Origin of the sequence: Leifsonia sp. 115AMFTsu3.1, assembly GCF_004362795.1 — a bacterium.
Classification (GTDB): domain Bacteria; phylum Actinomycetota; class Actinomycetes; order Actinomycetales; family Microbacteriaceae; genus Leifsonia.
Map to the genome: position 1 here is coordinate 96,848 of NZ_SNYB01000001.1, position 12,993 is coordinate 109,840.

General features: G+C 64.5%; 9 protein-coding genes and 2 tRNA genes. 10 read left to right on the top strand and 1 reads right to left on the bottom strand.

Annotation, left to right across the window (positions count from 1 at the left end; genetic code table 11):
* Window positions 1-361: 361 nt before the first annotated feature.
* From dnaA to AXZ95_RS00590, 10 genes are all read left to right on the top strand, one after another.
* On the top strand, window positions 362-1,792 hold the full coding sequence (dnaA, locus tag AXZ95_RS00545; RefSeq protein ID WP_018189032.1) for a chromosomal replication initiator protein DnaA: 1,431 nt from the start codon (window positions 362-364) through the stop codon (window positions 1,790-1,792).
* Window positions 1,793-2,205: 413 nt separating this feature from the next.
* Entirely contained in the window at window positions 2,206-3,351 is a 1,146-nt protein-coding gene (gene dnaN, locus AXZ95_RS00550; protein ID WP_020076179.1) for a DNA polymerase III subunit beta, read from the top strand.
* A gap of 38 nt (window positions 3,352-3,389) precedes the next feature.
* Window positions 3,390-4,277 (top strand): phosphogluconate dehydrogenase (NAD(+)-dependent, decarboxylating), encoded by an 888-nt coding sequence (gene gnd / locus AXZ95_RS00555; RefSeq protein ID WP_018189034.1) that lies wholly within the window; start codon window positions 3,390-3,392, stop codon window positions 4,275-4,277.
* 21 nt (window positions 4,278-4,298) lie between these two features.
* Entirely contained in the window at window positions 4,299-5,465 is a 1,167-nt protein-coding gene (gene recF / locus AXZ95_RS00560; RefSeq protein WP_018189035.1) for a DNA replication/repair protein RecF, read from the top strand.
* Window positions 5,458-5,967, top strand: coding sequence for a DciA family protein (locus tag AXZ95_RS00565; RefSeq protein WP_018189036.1), 510 nt, complete (start codon window positions 5,458-5,460; stop codon window positions 5,965-5,967). Before recF ends, AXZ95_RS00565 begins: the two co-directional genes overlap by 8 nt.
* A gap of 123 nt (window positions 5,968-6,090) precedes the next feature.
* Window positions 6,091-8,091: a DNA topoisomerase (ATP-hydrolyzing) subunit B gene (gyrB, locus tag AXZ95_RS00570; protein ID WP_018189037.1), complete on the top strand. Its 2,001-nt coding sequence runs from the start codon at window positions 6,091-6,093 to the stop codon at window positions 8,089-8,091.
* Between the two features lie 47 nt (window positions 8,092-8,138).
* On the top strand, window positions 8,139-10,691 hold the full coding sequence (gene gyrA / locus AXZ95_RS00575; protein WP_018189038.1) for a DNA gyrase subunit A: 2,553 nt from the start codon (window positions 8,139-8,141) through the stop codon (window positions 10,689-10,691).
* Window positions 10,681-11,094: a DUF3566 domain-containing protein gene (locus AXZ95_RS00580; RefSeq protein ID WP_018189039.1), complete on the top strand. Its 414-nt coding sequence runs from the start codon at window positions 10,681-10,683 to the stop codon at window positions 11,092-11,094. The genes gyrA and AXZ95_RS00580 overlap by 11 nt, the downstream gene beginning before the upstream one ends.
* A gap of 50 nt (window positions 11,095-11,144) precedes the next feature.
* Window positions 11,145-11,221 (top strand) — tRNA-Ile (locus tag AXZ95_RS00585).
* Between the two features lie 11 nt (window positions 11,222-11,232).
* Window positions 11,233-11,305: transfer RNA gene (locus AXZ95_RS00590), tRNA-Ala, on the top strand.
* A gap of 1,160 nt (window positions 11,306-12,465) precedes the next feature.
* On the opposite strand, the gene AXZ95_RS00595 is transcribed toward AXZ95_RS00590, so the two are convergent.
* Complete coding sequence (locus AXZ95_RS00595; RefSeq protein WP_018189040.1) at window positions 12,466-12,939, bottom strand: Lrp/AsnC family transcriptional regulator; 474 nt, start codon at window positions 12,937-12,939, stop codon at window positions 12,466-12,468.
* Window positions 12,940-12,993 lie beyond the last annotated feature (54 nt).

Consider the following 12,993-nt stretch of genomic DNA (forward strand, 5'->3'; position numbering starts at 1 on the left):
AACGGCCGCAAGTCAACTGATTAAAACTACGGCCTGGGGTGGGACGAGGTCAAACCGATCGAGTCAAATCCACTGATTATGCACGGTATTAGCAGGGAAGCGATGGCCGACGCGCCGACGTATGCCGCCGATCGGATTTGATCGCTCTTCTGTGGACAAGTTACCGTGAGGTCGAAAGTTATCCCCAGGCCATGCCAATTCTGGCCGGAGATCGCTACGGTATTGCTCACACAGCGGTGGATAACTCTGTGAATACCCACCGGCGGCATCCGAAGCCGCCAACCCGACGAGAGTCACCGGGGGTCGACTCGTCCCCTCGTCGGGCTGACGGCATCCGCAACACAGACGAAGACGGGGAACGATGGCAGGCGGCGAAGAGTCCATAGCTGCGGCATGGCAGGACGTGCTCGAAAAACTCGAGACGGACGACCGGATCACCCCGCAGCTGTACGGGTTCCTCAGCCTGGTCGAGCCCAAAGGCATCATGGCCGGCACCTTCTATCTGGAGGTGCCCAACGAGTTCACACGCGGAATGATCGAGCAGCGCAGCCGGGTCCCGCTCCTCCACGCGATCGGCTCACTCGACGACGAGCTCCAGGTCAACACCTTCGCGATCGTGGTCAATCCCGAGATCCAGCAGGACACGATGGCCGGCCCTGCGCCGGAGACCGAATCGGCGCCCTCCTATGTCGAGCAGTCCGCTCCGGTCATCTCGACGCCCACCGAGATCACGGCACCGCCGCGTGGCGGCGACACCCGGCTCAACGCCAAATACAGCTTCGACAACTTCGTCATCGGCCAGTCCAACCGTTTCGCGCACGCGGCCGCGGTTGCCGTGGCCGAGGCGCCGGCCAAGGCCTACAACCCGCTCTTCATCTACGGCGACTCGGGCCTCGGCAAGACACACCTCCTCCACGCCATCGGCCACTACGCGATGAGTCTCTACCCGGGGATCCGCGTCCGATACGTCTCGTCCGAGGAGTTCACGAACGACTTCATCAACTCGATCGCGAACAACCGCGGCTCGTCGTTCCAGGCGCGCTACCGCAACATCGACATCCTGCTGATCGACGACATCCAGTTCCTCCAGAGGGCGGTCGAGACGCAGGAGGCGTTCTTCCACACCTTCAACACGCTCCACGACCACAACAAGCAGGTGGTCATCACCTCCGACCTCCCGCCGAAGCACCTCACCGGCTTCGAGGACCGCATGCGGTCGCGCTTCGAGTGGGGCCTGATCACCGATGTCCAGGTACCGGACCTCGAGACCCGCATCGCGATCCTCCGCAAGAAGGCCCAGAGCGAGAAGATCCAGGTTCCCGACGACATCCTGGAGTTCATGGCCTCGAAGGTGTCGAGCAACATCCGCGAGCTCGAGGGGACGCTCATCCGCGTCACTGCGTTCGCGAGCCTCAACCGCACCCCGGTGGATATGCCACTCGTTCAGACCGTCCTGAAGGACCTGATCACGCTCGACGACGACAACGTCATCGCGCCGACGGACATCATCACCAACACCGCCGAGTACTTCAAGCTCAGCGTCGACGACCTCTACGGCTCCAGCCGGTCGCAGGCGGTCGCCACCGCCCGGCAGATCGCCATGTACCTGTGCCGTGAGCTGACGAACCTCTCTCTGCCCAAGATCGGCCAGCTGTTCGGCGGCCGCGACCACACCACGGTCATGTACGCGAACAAGAAGATCAGCGAGCTCATGAAGGAGCGGCGCTCGATCTACAACCAGGTCACCGAGCTCACGAGCCGGATCAAGCAGAATCACCGCTACGGCAAGTAGCGACGCGCCCCTCTAGCGCAGAACTTATCCACATATCCATCCCCAGAGTGGGGACAAAGCGTTATTAACACTTGTGGATAACTTGTGGAGAGCTTCCGGAGAACCACACGTTTAATGGGGACTGCGCTCGCGATGCTGTGAAAAGGCGTCGCTCGGCCCCACCCCTGCGGATCGTTGTGAACAGCCGGAATCCTCAGGTCATCAACAAGTCACCGACGTGTAGTTCCCTGTGATCGCGCGGCCTCAACAGAGTTATCCACATTTTCCACAGCAGTTAACACGATTACTCCTTAACTCTTTTCAATGAGGGCAGACGACAACCTCAAGGGGTCGAGGGAGCACCGCATCCGCGTCACAGGGCAGGCGCTAGGATTTGTGACGTCCGTGACCGTCAAGCCGACAGAGGTGACTTCGTGAAGTTTCAAGCCAATCGGGATGTGTTCAGCGAGGCTGTCTCCTTCGCGGTGAAGCTCCTGCCGCAGCGGACAACCCTGCCCATCCTGAGCGGTGTCCTCATCGAGACGACGGACAACGGACTCCAGCTGTCGTCATTCGACTACGAGGTATCTGCGCAGACGGAGATCGCCGCAGAGGTCGAAGAGCCTGGACGTGTCCTGGTCTCCGGTCGCCTCCTCGCCGAGATCGCCTCGAAGCTTCCGAACGCACCGGTGCAGTTCTCGACCGAGGAGTCGAAGATCGTCGTCCGTGCCGGATCGGCGAACTTCACCCTGCTGTCCATGCCGGTCGAGGAATACCCGAGCATCCCGCAGGTCGGCGGCGATGCCGGGCTGGTGCCCGCGGAGGAATTCGCCGAAGCCGTCGCCCAGGTGGGCGTCGCCGCCTCGCGCGACGATGTGACCCCCGTCATCACCGGTGTGCAGCTCGAGGTCGGCGACAACACGCTGGGGCTCGTCGCCACCGACCGGTATCGTGTCGCCGTCCGCGAGATCGACTGGGACAACGGCACCACGTCCGGTGAGCCCGTGACCGCGCTCGTTCCGGCCCGGACGCTCACCGAAATCGGCAAGACCTTCGGGCACAGCGGCAACGTCTCGATCTCCATCACCAACCGCGACGACCGCGAGTTGATCGCGTTCACCGCGGACAGGAAGACCGTCACGTCGCTCCTGATCAAGGGCAACTTCCCCCCGGTCCGCCGGCTCTTCCCTGAGCAGGTCGACAACTACGCGGTGATGAACACCGCCGAGCTCATCGAGGCGACCCGTCGAGTCGCTCTCGTCCTCGAGCGCGAGGCCGCGCTCCGCTACACCTTCACCGCCGACGGGCTGACGCTGGAAGCGATCGGATCCGAGCAGGCGCAGGCATCCGAGAGCATCGACGCTCTTCTCACTGGCCAGGAGACGGTGGTTTCATTGAAGCCGCAGTTCCTGCTCGATGGTCTCGGCGCGGTGCACTCGGAATTCGTGCGCATCTCGTTCACCAAGACCGAGAACCCCAACAAGCCGGGCCCTGTGCTCATCACGAGCCAGACGTCCAAGGATCAGGCAGGCGCGGACTCTTACAAGTATCTGCTCCAGCCCAACCTGCTCCTGCGCTAGAACCCGGCGCCGCTGAAGCAAGGAAGAGAAGGACAATCATGCACATCGGCCTCATCGGTCTCGGACGCATGGGCAACAACATGCGTGCCCGGCTCGAGAAGAACGGCATCGACGTCACCGGCTACGACACGAACCCCGAGGTCTCTGACGTCGCGACCGTGGCCGACCTCGTGGCGGCGCTCCCCGCGCCGCGCACGATCTGGGTCATGGTGCCCGCAGGCCAGATCACCGACTCGGTGATCCGTGAGCTCGAACCGCTGCTCGAGAAGGGCGACCTCGTCATCGACGGCGGCAACTCCAAGTTCACCGAGGACTTCAAGCACTCCGAGCTCCTCGCGCCGCGCGGTGTCGACTTCATGGACGTCGGTGTCTCCGGCGGCATCTGGGGACTCGAAAACGGCTACGGCCTCATGGTCGGCGGTTCGGCCGCGCAGGTCGAGCGTGTCATGCCCGTCTTCGACGCGCTGCGCCCGGAGGGTCCGCGCGACGAGGGATTCGTCCACGTCGGCGAGGTCGGCGCCGGTCACTACGCGAAGATGGTGCACAACGGCATCGAGTACGCGCTGATGCAGGCGTACGCCGAGGGCTACGAGCTCCTCGACACGCGCAAGGACATCATCAAGGACGTCACCGGCACCTTCAAGGCGTGGCAGCGCGGGACCGTCGTGCGGTCCTGGCTGCTCGACCTGCTCGTCCGCGCTCTGGAGCAGGACCCGGAGTTCGAGCACATCGAAGGCTACGTGCAGGATTCCGGTGAGGGCCGCTGGACCGTCGAGGAGGCGCTCAACAACGCCGTCCCCGTTCCGACGATCAGCGCCTCGATCTTCGCGCGGTTCGTCTCGCGCCAGGAGGACTCGCCGGCTATGAAGGCCGTCGCCGCCCTGCGGAACCAGTTCGGCGGCCACGCCGTCAAGGCCGTCGACTGAGACGCGTGAACTGAAAACTCTGTGCGTGTCACTCATCTCTCCCTGACCGACTTCCGCAATTACCGCACTGCGGAGGTGCCGTTCGCGGCCGGCGCGAACCTCTTCGTCGGCCGCAACGGCCAGGGAAAGACGAACCTCGTCGAATCGCTCGGCTACCTGAGCACCCTCGGGTCGCATCGGGTGTCGAGCGATCAGGCGATGATCCGGAAAGATGCCGACGCGGCGATCGTCCGGGCACGGATCCAGCACGACGGCCGGGAGATCCTCGTCGAGGTGCAGCTGAACCGCAGCTCACCGAATCGGGCCCAGGTGAATCGGGCCGCCATCAAGCCGCGTGAGCTGCCGCGGTACTTCTCCAGCGTTCTGTTCGCACCCGAGGACCTCGCCCTGGTCCGTGGGGAGCCGGGGATCCGCCGGCGGTTCCTGGACCAGCTTCTCATCCAGCGGAATCCGCGATTCTCGGCGGTCATCGCCGATTATGAGCGCGTTCTGAAGCAGCGGAATACCCTGCTGAAGTCGGCGCGCGCCTCCCGCGTCCGGGAGGACCAGCTCGGCACCCTCGAGATCTGGGACGACCGGCTCGTTCAGCTCGGTTCCGAGCTGATGGACGCTCGGCTCGACCTTGTCGGGCGACTGAGCGATCCCCTCGTGGCGGCGTACCGCTCGGTCGCCGGCGACGACCACCATCCACGGCTCCTCCCGCAGCTCACCATCTTCGGCGCGCACGTCGATGAGGATGAAGGCGCGACGGAAGAGGATGTAACGGGCTCAGCCGGTGTCGCGACCCCCGAGGCCTTCCGCCGGGCGCTCGCAGCCGTGCGCCGCAAAGAGCTCGACCGCGGTCTCACCCTGGTCGGACCGCACCGCGACGACGTGCTGTTCGAGCTGAACGTTCTCCCGGCGAAGGGGTATGCCAGCCACGGCGAATCGTGGTCGTTCGCCCTGGCTCTCAAGCTGGCATCTGCGGAACTCCTCCGCCAGGAGTCGACGACCGGAGACCCGGTGCTCATCCTCGACGACGTCTTCGCCGAACTCGACCAAGCTCGGCGACGGATGCTCGCAACCGCCGTGGCCGGATACGAGCAGGTGCTCATCACCGCGGCCGTCTACGACGACGTGCCGGACCAACTCACCGCGCACACCATCCGCATCGAGGCGGGCAGCATCGTGGAGACGCCCGATGCCTGATCGCACAACCCGGAACACACCGAGCGAGAGCGAGGCATCGGCCGTCTATCTGCGGCTGAAGGCGCTCTTCACCGGCACGACCTCGCGAAACCGGCGCGGCCCACGTCGCGAAGAGAGCACGACCGGCAGCCAGCCCTTCGGGTCGGGGCGCGACCCGCGCGGTGTCGGTGACGTCGTCGACGCGCTCGCGGCGCAGCTCGGCTGGACCTCCGCCCTCGCGAAGTCCGACCTGCTGGAGGGTTGGCGCGAACTGGCCGGCGAAGAGACCGCGAAGCACGCCGAACCGGACCAGATCACCGACGGCGTCCTCGTCGTCCGATGCGAGTCGACGGCGTGGGCGACGCAGCTGCGGATGATGCGCTCGGAGCTGCTCGCGCGCATCGCGGAGCGATTCCCCGAGGCGGGCATCGAGTCGATCCGTTTTCAGGGGCCGGACGCCCCCTCCTGGAAAAGAGGCCCCAGGTCGATTCCAGGGCGTGGCCCGCGCGATACTTACGGCTGAGAGCGCAAAAGAGGTCGCCACAGTGCGGAAAAAGCCTCAGACGGCCGTTTTCGGGGATTTCGGCCCCCGTCTCTTGGTAGAATGGAACGTCACTGTTGAGTGCGGTCAGGAGCCTAATTTCATATGACGATGGAACCGAACGCGGCCGGGACGGAACACGAATACGGCGCGAATGAGATCCAGGTCCTCGAGGGTCTCGAAGCCGTCCGCAAACGACCCGGGATGTACATCGGTTCCACCGGTCCCCGCGGTCTTCACCACCTGGTCTACGAGATCGTGGACAACTCGGTCGACGAGGCCCTCGCTGGTCACGCGGACAACATCGAGGTGACGATCCTCCCGGATGGCGCTGTGCGCGTCGACGACAACGGTCGTGGCATCCCGGTCGATGAGCACCCGGTCGAGAAGAAGTCCACGGTGGAGGTCGTCCTCACCATCCTGCACGCCGGCGGAAAGTTCGGCGGCGGCGGGTATGCGGTGTCGGGTGGACTCCACGGCGTCGGCAGCTCGGTCGTGAACGCGCTCTCCAGCCGCCTCGACGTCGAGGTGCACCGACAGGGTCACGTGTGGCGGCAGAGCTACCGCAACGGTGTCCCGCAGGCTCCGCTCGAGAAGGGCGAGGCGTCGGACCGCACCGGAACGATCATCACGTTCTGGCCGAGTGCCGAGACGTTCGAGACGATCGTGTTCGACTACGAGACGCTGCGCACGCGGTTCCAGCAGATGGCCTTCCTGAACAAGGGACTGCGCATCGCGATCACCGACGAGCGCGCGCCCGAGATCGAGCACGTCGAGGGCGAGGTCGACGAGGAGCACACTCCGCGTCACGAGGTCTTCCTCTACGAGCGCGGTCTGATGGACTACGTCCAGTACCTGAACTCCGCGAAGAAGGTGGAGGTCGTCCACGACGAGATCATCTCGTTCGAGTCGGAGGACACCGACCGCAAGATCGCTCTCGAGGTCGCCATGCAGTGGACGACCAGCTACAACGAGAGCGTGTTCACCTACGCGAACACGATCAACACGCACGAGGGCGGCACGCACGAGGAGGGATTCCGCGCTGCCCTGACCACGCTGGTCAACCGGTATGCGCGCGAGAAGGGCATCCTCAAGGACAAGGATGACAACCTCTCGGGCGACGACGTGCGCGAGGGTCTGACAGCTGTCATCTCCGTGAAGCTCTCCGAGCCGCAGTTCGAGGGCCAGACCAAGACGAAGCTCGGCAACACCGAGGCCAAGGCCTTCGTGCAGAAGGTCGTCGGCGATCAGCTCGGCGACTGGTTCGACCGCAACCCGAATCAGGCGCGGGACATCATCCGCAAGGCGCTCCAGGCCGCGACCGCGCGCCTCGCCGCCCGCAAGGCGCGCGAGACCGCGCGCCGCAAGGGCCTGCTGGAGAGCGGCGGGATGCCGGGCAAGCTGAAGGACTGCCAGTCGAAGGACCCGACGATCTCGGAGATTTTCATCGTCGAGGGTGACTCGGCCGGCGGCTCGGCGGTGCAGGGTCGCAACCCGGAGACGCAGGCGATCCTGCCGCTGCGCGGCAAGATCCTCAACGTCGAGAAGGCGCGGCTCGACCGCGCCCTCGGCAACAACGAGGTGCAGGCGATGATCACGGCGTTCGGCGCCGGCATCGGCGAGGACTTCGACCCGGAGAAGGCGCGGTACCACAAGATCGTGCTCATGGCCGACGCCGATGTCGACGGCCAGCACATCACCACCCTGCTCCTCACCCTGTTGTTCCGCTACATGCGGCCGATGATCGAGCTCGGCTACGTCTACCTGGCGCAGCCGCCGCTCTACCGGCTCAAGTGGTCCAACGCCGAGCACGAATACGTGTACTCCGACCGCGAGCGTGACGCGTTCCTGGCCGAGGGGCTCGCGGCTGGCAAGCGCATCCCGAAGGACAACGGTGTGCAGCGCTACAAGGGTCTCGGCGAGATGGACTACCAGGAGCTGTGGGAGACCACGATGAACCCGGAGACCCGGACGCTGCTCCAGGTCACGCTCGACGACGCGGCCGCCGCGGACGAGATCTTCGCCACGCTGATGGGCGAGGACGTCGAGTCGCGCCGCTCGTTCATCCAGAAGAACGCCAAGGACGTGCGGTTCCTCGACATCTGATGCTCCGGCATGGGTGAACGACGAGGGATTGCGAGGGAGAGAAGACTGTGACGGACGAAGAGAACGTGTCGGGCGAGAGCGGGGCCGGCTTCGGCATCCACGGCAGGATCGACCAGGTCGACCTGCAGTCGGAGATGCAGCGGTCGTACCTCGACTACGCCATGTCGGTCATCATCGGGCGTGCACTGCCCGAGGTGCGTGACGGGCTGAAGCCGGTGCACCGCCGCGTGATCTACGCGATGTTCGACGGCGGCTACCGCCCGGACAAGGCGTTCTCGAAGTGCGCGCGCGTCGTCGGCGACGTGATGGGACAGTTCCACCCGCACGGCGACTCGGCGATCTACGACGCGCTGGTCCGTCTCGTCCAGCCGTGGAGCCTGCGCTACCCGCTGGCCCTCGGCCAGGGCAACTTCGGCTCGCCGGGCAACGACGGCGCCGCGGCCCCGCGGTACACCGAGACGAAGATGGCCCCGCTCGCGCTCGAGATGGTGCGGGACATCGACGAGGAGACCGTCGACTTCCAGGACAACTACGACGGACGCACCCAGGAGCCGGCGGTCCTGCCGAGCCGGTTCCCGAACCTGCTCGTCAACGGCTCCGTCGGCATCGCGGTCGGCATGGCCACCAACATCCCGCCGCACAACCTGCGCGAGGTGGCCGACGGTGCTCTGTGGCACCTGCAGCATCCTGAGGCTTCCCGTGAGGAGCTGCTCGAGGAGCTCATCAAGCGGATCAAGGGACCGGACTTCCCGACCGGCGCTCAGATCCTCGGGGTCAAGGGCATCCACGACGCCTACCGCACCGGTCGCGGCTCGATCACGATGCGCGCCGTCGTCACGATCGAGGAGATCCAGGGTCGGGTCTGCCTCGTCGTCACCGAGCTGCCGTACCAGGTGAACCCGGACAACCTCGCGATCAAGATCGCGGACCTCGTCAAGGAGGGTCGTATCGGCGGCATCGCCGACATCCGCGACGAGACCTCCGGCCGCACCGGCCAGCGCCTCGTGATCGTGCTGAAGCGCGACGCCGTGGCCAAGGTCGTGCTGAACAACCTGTACAAGCACACGCAGCTGCAGGAGAACTTCGGCGCGAACATGCTCGCGATCGTCGACAATGTGCCGCGAACCCTGGCGCTCGACGGATTCATCACCGCGTGGGTGGACCACCAGATCGAGGTCATCGTCCGGCGCACGCGCTTCCGTCTGCGGAAGGCGGAGGAGCGTGCCCACATCCTGCGCGGCTACCTCAAGGCGCTGGATGCGCTCGACGAGGTCATCGCGCTCATCCGCCGCTCGCCGACGGTCGACGACGCACGTGAGGGTCTGAAGACGCTCCTCGACGTCGACGACGTGCAGGCGGATGCGATCCTCGCCATGCAGCTCCGCCGCCTGGCCGCGCTCGAACGGCAGAAGATCGTCGACGAGGCCGATGCGATCGAGAAGCAGATCGCCGAGTTCCACGCCATCCTCGACGACCCGATGCGCCAGCGCTCGATCGTGAGCGAGGAGCTCACCGAGATCGTCGACCGCTTCGGCGACGACCGCCGCACCGAGATCATGTTCGGCTACGACGGCGACATGAGCGTCGAGGACCTCATCCCTGAAGAGGAGATGGTGGTCACCGTCACCCGCGGCGGGTACATCAAGCGGACGCGCAGCGACAACTACCGCAGCCAGCACCGCGGCGGGAAGGGCGTGAAGGGCGCGCAGCTGCGCGGCGAGGACGTCGTCGACCACTTCTTCGTGACGACGACGCACCACTGGCTCCTCTTCTTCACGAACAAGGGACGCGTCTACCGCGCCAAGGCCTACGAGGTGCAGGAGGCCGGCCGCGACGCCAAGGGTCAGCACGTCGCCAACCTGCTCGCCATGCAGCCGGATGAGGAGATCGCCGAGATCCTCGACATCCGCGACTACCAGGCGGCGAAGTACCTCGTGCTCGCCACGCGCGACGGCCTGATCAAGAAGACGGCGCTCGAAGAGTACGACACCAACCGTACGGGCGGGATCATCGCGATCAAGCTGCGTGAGGACGACGAGCTCGTCTCCGCGCTGCTGGTCGAAGAGGACTCCGACCTGCTCCTGGTCTCCCGCAAGGGCATGTCCATCCGCTTCACGGCGTCCGACGAGGCCCTCCGTCCGATGGGTCGGTCGACCTCCGGTGTCATCGGTATGCACTTCCGCGGCGACGACCGGCTGCTCGACGCCTCGGTGGTCTCCGACGAGGGCTACGTCTTCGTCGTCACCGAGGGCGGGTACGCGAAGCGCACCGCTGCGGACCAGTACCGACTGCAGAACCGCGGCGGTCTGGGCATCAAGGTGGCCAAACTCAACGACGACCGGGGAGACCTGGTGGGCGCGCTGATCGTCGGCGAAGACGACGAGGTCCTTGTGGTTCTTGCCAGCGGCAAGGTGGTACGCTCTGCCGTGGCCGAGGTACCAGCCAAGGGCCGCGACACCATGGGTGTCGTCTTTGCACGTTTCGCCGAGTCCGACAAGATCATCGCTCTGGCGAAGAACACCGAACGTGATCTCGAATCCTCCCTTCCCGCGGAGGATGCCGAGGCCGTCGGGAAGGATGAAACCGTAGATGAGCAGTAGCGTCGCCGAGAAGTTGGCCAAGAAGTCGTCCCGCCGACCCGCGTCCGCCAAGCAGGTGCGGCTGAAGCTGGTGTACATCGACTTCTGGTCGACCGTGAAGCTGTCGTTCCTCGCCGGGATCTGCCTCGCGATCATCGCCATCGTCGGCACGTTCCTGATCTGGACCGTGCTCGACCGCACCGGCATCTTCGACCAGGTGAACAGCCTGTTCAAGGACATCTCGGGTGCCGGCGGCAGCGACCTCCGCTCGATCCTGGGGCTCGGTCAGGTGATGGGCTTCTCGCTCATCGTCGCCATCCTCGACATCGTCGTGGTGACCGCTCTGGGCGCCGTGTTCGCGCTGCTCTACAACCTTTCAGTGAAGATCACCGGCGGTCTGCTGGTCGGTTTCACCAACAACTGACCGATTTCGCAATGGTCGGGCAGATCGGGTAGTCTCGTATCTGCCCATTCGGGGATATAGCTCAGGCGGTTAGAGCGCTTCGCTGATAACGAAGAGGTCCGAGGTTCAAGTCCTCGTATCCCCACCATCACCTCATACGGGGCCTTAGCTCAGTTGGTAGAGCGCCTGCTTTGCAAGCAGGATGTCAGGAGTTCGAATCTCCTAGGCTCCACAGTTCGTGTCCTGATCGATTGACTTAGAGTCGCGAAATGAGCGACGCGAGGATCTGACCAAGGACTCCCATAGCGGCGGCAAGAATTGCCACCAGCGATGCTTCCGAGATCCTGCGCTTCGACCGCTTCTTGTGGCGGGGTGAACTCATAGCGTGGTGAAACGTAGGTCCAGTTCGAGGTCTGTCCCTTCGAGGCTGAGAGGCATGTAGTAGCCAACAGTCTCGTGATCGCCTCGGCGTGAGAAGCGAGGTTCCAGCCACGGCGACGTGAGCTGATCTATCAGCCCGGGTATACCCGGGAGAGACTGTTCGTGCACCGAGACCTCAACGCTGTAACGGTGCATGGAACTCCAACTGTCGATCCATCGAGGTTCGAGTTGCATCAAGAGACCGAATCTGCGGACGAACGCACTCGCGACTGGTGCTGCGATGTGTCTGTATAAGGCGCTGACGCGCTCCTGCCGGGTAGGACCTTGCTTCCCGTCGATGGACTCCACGACGCCGGAACGAATCCACTCGTTTCGTAGGCGGACGAAGTTATCGACATCGATTCCCGAGAACGTAACCCTGGCGCGTCTACCAGGGAAGTAGAAGTCGACGGCGGACGCACGATAATCCAAGCGATACCGCAAGCCAACAATGCCGTTGTCAACCGTCTCGGAACCTGGCTCCCAGGAGGGAAGTAGGCGGTAGCAGAGCTTATCGGGCGCCGAATCAGCGCTCAGTTCGAGAGTGAGAGAATCCGATTCGGCGCTAATGCGCGTAATCACAAAAGGACCGTCGCCAACGGTGAAGGACCGCGGTTCATGAAGATACCCCAGTCCGCAGAGCACTTCGCCCTCGAGAGTCTGCTGGGCGTCCAGAGCCGTAGGCACCAAAGGGCTTCGAGTCGCGGTACCGGTGAGATGTCTAGCGGCGCTGCTGTACGGCTCTAGCAGCGCAAGTTGACGAAACCGGGCGCGAACTCTTCGCGTGTCAGACAAAGACATTCCTCACCTGCCGCCGACCCGACAACAAAGGAGATGCCATCTACTTCACGCTTCACTCAAGCGGAACATAGTTCCTTTCGCTCTGGTGGACTATTCGGTCGGGAATGTCCGAGCGGGGGAGCTTTTCGCCCGCGACCAGCTTGCCACGAATCGCACGAAAGGGAAACTCGCCTATTCGGTAACAGGCTGCGGCGGGACGATCGTCCGCGTCGGGAACGGGCTCGAGTACGAGACGCTCGTTGTAACGCTTCCCAGTGTTCCGACGCGACCGCTGATCTGCTCCAGGTGTCGCATGGAGGTTGCGACCACTTTGAGGATGAAGCAGTCGTCTCCGGTGACGTGGTGCGCCTCGACGACTTCAGGGATCTCGGCGAGCAGGTCGTGGAGCGGCTTGTACTGACTGCTGGGGTAGCGCAGTCGCAGGTAGGCGAGGATCCCGTAGCCCAGCCGCTCGGGGTCGATCACTGCCCGATAGCCCGTGATCACGCCGGCCTCCTCCAGCCGCCGCACGCGTTCGGCCACCGCGCTGTTCGACATGTGGACGGTGCGGGCCAGCTCGGCGATCGACTGCCGGCCGTCGCGTTGCAGCTCCGCCAGGATGCTCCGGTCGGTGCTGTCGACGGCGAACGTGGAAGTGACGGTCATGGCGTGATTCTGCCATGAGATCGACGGTCGAAGCGGCTGAGGGCCGTGGATCGG